Below are 7,027 nucleotides of genomic sequence, written 5' to 3' on the forward strand. Positions count from 1 at the left end.
GGACTCGCCCAGCACCATCGGCGCCAGCCCGCCCGTCGCGATCACCGTCACGTCGTCCGGATCGTCGGCCAGCTCGCGGGCCATCCGGCGCGTCACCCCGTCGACCTGCCCCGCGAACCCGTAGATGATCCCGGCCTGCATCGCCTCGACCGTGTTCTTGCCGATCACGCTGCGCGGCCGGGCCACCTCGATCTTCCGCAGCTGCGCCGCCCTGACGCCCAGCGCCTCCACGGAGATCTCGATGCCGGGTGCGATGACCCCGCCGACGTACTCCCCGCGCGCGCTGATCGCGTCGAACGTCGTCGCCGTACCGAAGTCGACGACGATCGCCGGTCCGCCGTACAGCTCGTTCGCCGCCACCGCGTTGATGATCCGGTCGGCGCCGACCTCCTTGGGGTTGTCGAACAGGATCGGCACGCCCGTCTTCACGCCCGGTTCGACGAGCACCGCGGGCACGTCGCCGTAGTGGCGCCGCGTCACCTCCCGCAGTTCGTGCAGCACCGACGGCACGGTCGCGCAGATCGCGATGCCGTCGATGCCGTCGCCCAGCTCGTCGCCGAGCAGCGGGTGCATGCCCATGAGGCCGTTCAGCAGCACCGCCATCTCGTCGGCCGTGCGGCGCGCGTCCGTGGAGATGCGCCAGTGCTCGACGATGTCCTCCCCGTCGAACAGGCCCAGGACCGTGTGCGTGTTGCCGACGTCGATCGTCAGGAGCATGGCGGTCACTCCACCTCGCGCAGGTCCAGGCCGATGTCCAGGATCGGCGAGGAGTGGGTCAGGGCCCCCACGGCCAGGAAGTCGACACCGGTGCCGGCGTAGGCGCGGGCGTTGTCCAGGGTGAGCCGGCCCGACGCCTCCAGCAGCGCCCGGCCGTCGACGAGCGCCACGGCCTCCTCGCACTCGCCGGGCGTGAAGTTGTCCAGCAGGATCAGGTCGGCGCCGGCGTCCACGACCTCGCGCAGCTGGTGCAGGGTGTCCACCTCGACCTCGATCGGCACTTCGGGGAACGCCTCCCGTACGGCCTTGAAGGCCTGCCCGACGCCGCCGGCGGCCACCACGTGGTTGTCCTTCACCAGGGCCGCGTCCGACAGCGACATGCGGTGGTTGACGCCGCCGCCGCACCGGACGGCGAACTTCTCCAGCGAGCGCAGACCGGGCGTGGTCTTGCGGGTGTCGCGCACCTTCGCCCCGGTGCCCTCCAGGGCGTCCGCCCACGCGCGCGTGGCGGTCGCGATGCCGGACAGGCGGCACAGCAGGTTCAGCGCGCTGCGCTCGGCGGTCAGCAGGTCACGCGTGCGCGTGGTGACCGAGAGCAGCTTCTGCCCGGCCTCGACGCGGTCGCCGTCCTCGACGTGCCGCTCGACCTCGAACTCGTCCGTGCAGACGACCGACAGCACGGCCTCGGCCACGCGCAGCCCGGCCACGACGCCCGCCTCGCGCGCGGTGAAGTCACCGGTGGCCACGGCCGTCTCGGGGATGGTCGCGACCGTCGTCACGTCCACACCGTGGTCGAGGTCCTCCTGGATGGCGACGTTCGCGATGTCCTCGACCTCGACGGGGTCGAGTCCGGCGTCCGCCAGGAGCTGGGCGAGCGCGGGGTCGAGCCCGCACTCCAGGTACTCCTCGTCGGCGTCCGCGCCGCAGGCACAGCCGTCGCCGCAGCCGCCGTTCGAGGCGAGGGGAAGGTCTTCGGTGCTCACTTGTGGTCACTGCTCCTGGGGACGCGGGGCCACGGGGGCCCCGGGGCTGGTCGGGGGGAAGTCTGCGGTGTCCGTGGTGTGCACGGCGGGTGTTCCGTCGGGGTTCAGCCGTACGACGATGTGGCGGCGCCAGTGGGTGTCGTCGCGCTCGGCGTGGTCCTCGCGCCAGTGGCAGCCGCGGGTCTCCTCGCGCAGCCGGGCGGCGGCGACCAGGACGCGGGCCACGCACAGGAGGTTGGTGGCCTCCCAGGTGTCCACGCCGGGCTCGGCGGTCTTGCCGTTCTCCTCCAGGGCGCCGCGGGCCTCGGCGTGCAGCCGCTCGAGCCGGTCGGCGGCCGTGGCCAGGGACGCGGCGGAGCGCAGGACGCCCGCGCCGTCGGTCATGATCCGCTGGATCGCGAACCGGGCCTCGGGGGCGAGCAGGGGGTGCGCCGGCGTCTCCGGGTACGGGACGGGCCGCGGCACGCGCGCGCGGAGACCGCCGTCCGCCCGCTCCCGCGCGATGTCGGCGACGATGCGCTCGGCGTACACCAGCCCCTCCAGCAGGGAGTTGGAGGCGAGCCGGTTGGCGCCGTGCACGCCGGTGCAGGCCACCTCGCCGCACGCGTACAGGCCGGGCACGGTCGTCCGGCCGTGGGAGTCCGTGCGCACACCCCCGGAGGCGTAGTGGGCGGCCGGGGCGACCGGAATCGGCTCGGTGACCGGGTCGATGCCGTGGGCGCGGCAGGCGGCCAGGATCGTCGGGAAACGGCGCTCCCACATCCGCGCGCCGAAGTGCCGGGCGTCGAGGAACATGTGCTCGGCGTCCTGCTCCCGCATCCGCCGCATGATGCCCTTGGCGACGATGTCCCGGGGCGCGAGTTCGGCCAGTTCGTGCTGCCCCGCCATGAAGCGCACGCCGTCGCCGTCGACCAGGTGGGCGCCCTCGCCGCGCACCGCCTCGGAGACCAGCGGCTGCTGCCCCTCGGCGTCGGCGCCGAGGAAGAGCACGGTCGGGTGGAACTGCACGAACTCCAGGTCGGAGACCTCCGCCCCCGCGCGCAGGGCGAGCGCCACGCCGTCGCCCGTGGACACGGACGGGTTGGTGGTGGCGGAGAACACCTGGCCCATGCCGCCGGTGGCCAGGACCACGGCGGGCGCGTGCACGGCGCCCACGCCGTCGTGCTGGCCCTCGCCCATGACGTGCAGGGTCACGCCCGCGGCGCGGCCGTCGGCGTCCGTGAGCAGGTCCAGGACGAGCGCGTTCTCGACGGTGCGCACTCCCGCCCGTCGCCCACCACCGCCCTTGACCGAGAGCGCTTCGCGCTCGCCCCTCCCGGCCACGCGCACCGCCTCGACGAGCGCCCGGGAGATCTCCGCGCCCGTCGCGTCCCCGCCCGCGTGGGCGATGCGGCGGCGGTGGTGGCCGCCCTCGCGGGTGAGCTGGATGCCGCCCTCGCCGTCGGTGTCGAAGTGCGCGCCGGTCGAGATCAGCCGCCGTACGGCGTCGGGGCCCTCGGTGACGAGGAGCCGTACGGCCTCCTCGTCGCACAGGCCCGCGCCGGCCACCAGGGTGTCGTCCAGGTGCTGCTCGGGGGTGTCGCCCTCGCCGAGGGCCGCCGCGATGCCGCCCTGGGCCCAGCGGGTGGAGCCGTCGTCGAGGCGGGCCTTGGTCACGACGACCGTCGTCAGGCCGGCGGCCTCGCAGCGCAGCGCGGCGGTCAGGCCGGCCACCCCGGAGCCGACGACCACGACGTCCGCGGCGATGGACCACCCGGGCGCGGGCGCGTGCAGTCGTATGCCTGTGCTGGTCACGAGACGGCTCCGAGGGGTCCGAAGGTGAGGGGGAGGTTGTCGATCAGCCGGGTCGTGCCGACCCGGGCGGCGACGGCGAGGACCGCCTCGCCGGTGAAGTCGTCCTCGATCTCGGTGAAGTCGGAGGGGTCGACGAGGGCCAGGTAGTCGAGTTCGAGCGGCGGTTCGAGGCGCGCGGCCTCGTCCAGGACCAGCCGGGCGGCCGCGCGGACGGCGGCGGCCGCGCCGGGGGACGCCTTGGCGACGGCGGCGGCGTCGGCGGCAGCGCGGGACTCCCCGAGCGCACTGAGGGCCTCGGCACGCGCACGCGTGGAGGGCACTTCGCGGGCCCGCGCGCGCAACGCCTCCTGGGCGGCGTGCCGGTCGCGGCCCGCGAACAGGGCCTGGGAAAGGGCCAGGGCGGTGCGCCGCTCCCGCGGGGAGAGGTAGCGGTTGCGGCTGGACAGGGCCAGGCCGTCGTCCTCGCGCACGGTCGGCACGGCGACGATCTCCACACCGAAGTCGAGGTCGCGCACCATGCGGCGGATCAGGGCGAGCTGCTGGGCGTCCTTCCGGCCGTACAGGGCCACGTCGGGGCGGGTCAGGTGCAGCAGCTTGGCGACCACGGTGAGCATGCCGTCGAAGTGCCCGGGGCGCGAGGCGCCCTCCAGGCGCTCGCCCATGGGCCCGGCGGTGATGCGGACCTGGGGTTCGCCGCCCGGGTAGACCTCCTCCGCGGACGGCGCGAACACGACGTCGGCGCCCGCCTGCTCGGCGACCTTCAGGTCGGCGTCCAGGGTGCGTGGGTAGCGGTCGAGGTCCTCGCCCGCGCCGAACTGCAGCGGGTTGACGAAGACGGTGACGATCACGAAGCCCTGGTCGCCGACGTGGGCGCGGGCCGCGCGGACCAGGGCGGCGTGGCCCTCGTGCAGGGCTCCCATGGTCATGACGACGGCGGTGCGCCCCGGGCCCGCGCAGCGGTCGCGCACGTGCTCCAGATCGTCCGCCGTGGGGGCGAGTTCGACCATGCGACGGCTCATCGGTCTTCCCCGTTCTCGGGCAGGTCGGCACCGCCGGCGAGCACTCCCAGCAGGTCCTCGGCGAGTTCGGGCTTGAGCAGGCCGTGGGCGAGCGCGCGGTCGGCGGTGGCGCGGGCCATCGCCAGATAGCCGGCGACGGTCTGCGGGGCGTACCGGCGCAGTTCGGTGACGTGGGCGGCGACCGTGCCGGCGTCCCCGCGCGCGACGGGGCCGGTCAGGGCCGCGTCGCCCGAGCGCAGGGCGTTGTCCAGGGCGGCGCCGAGCAGCGGGCCGAGCATCCGGTCGGGGGCCTCGACACCGGCCTCGCGCAGCAGCTCCATGGACTGCGCGACCAGCGTCACCAGGTGGTTGGCGCCCAGCGCGAGCGCCGCGTGGTACAGCGGCCGCATCTCCTCGGCGATCCACTCCGGCTCGCCGCCCATCTCGATGACCAGGGCCTCGGCGGCCAGCCGCAGCTCCTCGGGGGCGGTGACGCCGAAGGAGCACCCGGCCAGCCGCTGCACGTCGACGGGCGTGCCGGTGAAGGTCATCGCCGGGTGCAGGGCCAGCGGCAGCGCTCCCGCGCGCAGGGCGGGGTCGAGCACGTTCGCGCCGTACCGCCCGGAGGTGTGCACGAGCAGCTGTCCGGGCCGCACCGCGCCGGTCTCGGCCAGGCCCGCGACCAGCCCGGGCAGGGTGTCGTCGGGGACGGTCAGCAGCACCAGGTCGGCCCGCTGCAGCACCTCGGCGGGCGGCACCAGGGGCACGCCGGGGAGCATCAGCTCGGCGCGGCGCCTGGAGGCGTCGGAGACTCCGGAGGCGGCCACCGGACGGTGCCCGGCGAGCTGGAGCGAGGCGGCGAGCGCGGGCCCCACCCGGCCGGCGCCGACGACGCCGACGGTGAGCCGCGCGGGGCGGTCCCTGGGGTCTGGCTGTTGGCTTGTACTCACGCGACGACGGCCTTCCGTTCCAGTCCGCTCCGGGTACCGGACGATTTCTCGTCATGTTAACGCGATCGGTTCCGGGGGCGGCCGTTCGTCCACAGGCTGTGGGCTTCCCCACGGACCCGGCACGGGAATCCGGGTGCCCACCGCGCCCGGCGCACGCGATGATCCGGGGCATGAACGATACGGCGGAGCAGGACGACCGGCGGGAAGAGCGGCTCTCGGACGAGGAGCGGCGCAAGCGGCTGCGCGAGCGGCGCACAGGAGCGTACCGAGGCGCGAAGCGGGTGCTCGCGCGCCCCGGGTTCCTGGGGACGCTCCGGGAGCGGCTGGCGCTGCTGGAGCGGGCGGAGGAGGTCCATGACCTCGACGAGGCGTCGGACCTGTACGGCAACGGGGTCGTCGAGGCCCTGGAGGAGAAGGTCGCCCAGCTGCTGGGCAAGGAGGCCGCCGCCTTCTTCCCGACCGGCACGATGGCCCAGCAGGTCGCCCTGCGCTGCTGGGCGGGCCGCACCGGCAACCCGGCCGTCGCGCTGCACGCCCTGGCCCATCCCGAGGTGCACGAGAGGCACGCCCTCAGCCAGGTCTCCGGTCTGCGCCCGGTGCGGGTGACGAACGCGCCCCGGCTGCCGACCGCCGGGGAGGTGCGCGGCCTCGACGAGCACTTCGGGACGCTGATGCTCGAACTCCCCCTCCGGGACGCCGGATTCCTCCTGCCCACCTGGGAGGAGCTCACCGAGCTGGTCGAAGCGGCGCGCGAGCGCGACGCGGTGGTGCACTTCGACGGCGCGCGCCTGTGGGAGTCCACCGTGCACTTCGGCCGCCCGCTGGAGGAGATCGCGGACCTGGCCGACAGCGTGTACGTGTCGTTCTACAAGTCGCTCGACGGCTACGGCGGCGCCGCGCTCGCCGGTCCGAGGGAACTGGTGGAGGAGGCCAGGGCCTGGCGGCACCGGTACGGCGGCAACGTCTTCCAGCAGTTCCCCACGGTCCTGTCGGCGCTGACCGGCCTGGAGCGGGAGCTGCCCCGCCTGCCCGAGTACGTACGGCACGCGCGCGTGGTGGCCGCCGCGCTGCGGGAGGGCTTCGCGGCGGCGGGGCTGCCGTGGGTGCGCGTGCACCCCGAGGCGCCGCACACCCACGAGTTCCAGCTCTGGCTGCCGTACGAGGCCGACGTGGCCGCCGAGGCCGCGATCCGGACCGCCGAGGAGACGGGCACGATGCTCTTCACCTCCGGCTGGGACGCCACGGGCCCGGGCCTGGCCTTCACCGAGGTCTCCGTGCGGGCCGCCGGCCTGGAGTGGACGGCGGACGACGTGCGGGCCGCGGTCGCGGAGTTCGTGGCACGGCTGGGGAAGGACGCGGGCGAGGGCGGGTGACCGCTCGGGGGCTGCCGGCGTCGTCCGTCAGTCGAACCGGATGTGCCGGACGCCCACCCCCGCCTGTCTGAGCCGGGTCCGCAGCGGGCCCTCGGTGTTGGGCTTCAGCGTCAGGCCGGCCAGGACGGCGATCCGGTCGGCCGTCTTCGGCACGGTCGACCGGTCCGTCCACAGGTGCTCGGCGAACTCCGGCTCGCGCAGCCGCTCGAGGC

The 7,027-nt window shown here is 74.8% G+C and carries 6 protein-coding genes and 1 pseudogene; 1 reads left to right on the forward strand and 6 read right to left on the reverse strand.

Features of this window, described 5'->3' with window-relative positions; genetic code table 11:
• The 5 genes from RH94_RS08340 to RH94_RS08360 all read right to left on the reverse strand — a co-directional run.
• On the reverse strand, positions 1–717 hold a 717-nt coding region (locus RH94_RS08340), incomplete at its 3' end, for a type III pantothenate kinase (protein ID WP_234425621.1).
• A 5-nt stretch (positions 718–722) separates the two neighbouring features.
• The gene (gene nadC / locus RH94_RS08345; RefSeq protein WP_073946991.1) at positions 723–1,700 is read right to left on the reverse strand and encodes a carboxylating nicotinate-nucleotide diphosphorylase; all 978 of its coding nucleotides are present in this window, start codon (positions 1,698–1,700) and stop codon (positions 723–725) included.
• 6 nt (positions 1,701–1,706) lie between these two features.
• A complete protein-coding gene (locus RH94_RS08350; protein ID WP_073946992.1) occupies positions 1,707–3,494 on the reverse strand; it encodes an L-aspartate oxidase in 1,788 nt (595 codons plus the stop codon).
• Positions 3,491–4,501 carry a pantoate--beta-alanine ligase gene (gene panC / locus RH94_RS08355; protein WP_073946993.1) on the reverse strand — a complete coding sequence of 337 codons (1,011 nt, stop codon included), beginning with the start codon at positions 4,499–4,501 and terminating at the stop codon, positions 3,491–3,493. The genes RH94_RS08350 and panC overlap by 4 nt, the downstream gene beginning before the upstream one ends.
• A gap of 8 nt (positions 4,502–4,509) precedes the next feature.
• The gene (locus tag RH94_RS08360) at positions 4,510–5,442 is read right to left on the reverse strand and encodes a Rossmann-like and DUF2520 domain-containing protein (protein ID WP_073946994.1); all 933 of its coding nucleotides are present in this window, start codon (positions 5,440–5,442) and stop codon (positions 4,510–4,512) included.
• A 170-nt stretch (positions 5,443–5,612) separates the two neighbouring features.
• Between RH94_RS08360 and RH94_RS08365 the strand changes: the two genes are divergently transcribed.
• Positions 5,613–6,815 carry a threonine aldolase family protein gene (locus RH94_RS08365; RefSeq protein ID WP_079188948.1) on the forward strand — a complete coding sequence of 401 codons (1,203 nt, stop codon included), beginning with the start codon at positions 5,613–5,615 and terminating at the stop codon, positions 6,813–6,815.
• Positions 6,816–6,842: 27 nt separating this feature from the next.
• Here RH94_RS08365 and RH94_RS42780 read toward each other — a convergent pair.
• Positions 6,843–7,027, reverse strand: a pseudogene (locus RH94_RS42780) (ATP-binding protein); the annotation flags it as partial.

This window comes from Streptomyces kebangsaanensis (assembly GCF_001906585.1).
GTDB lineage: Bacteria > Actinomycetota > Actinomycetes > Streptomycetales > Streptomycetaceae > Streptomyces > Streptomyces kebangsaanensis.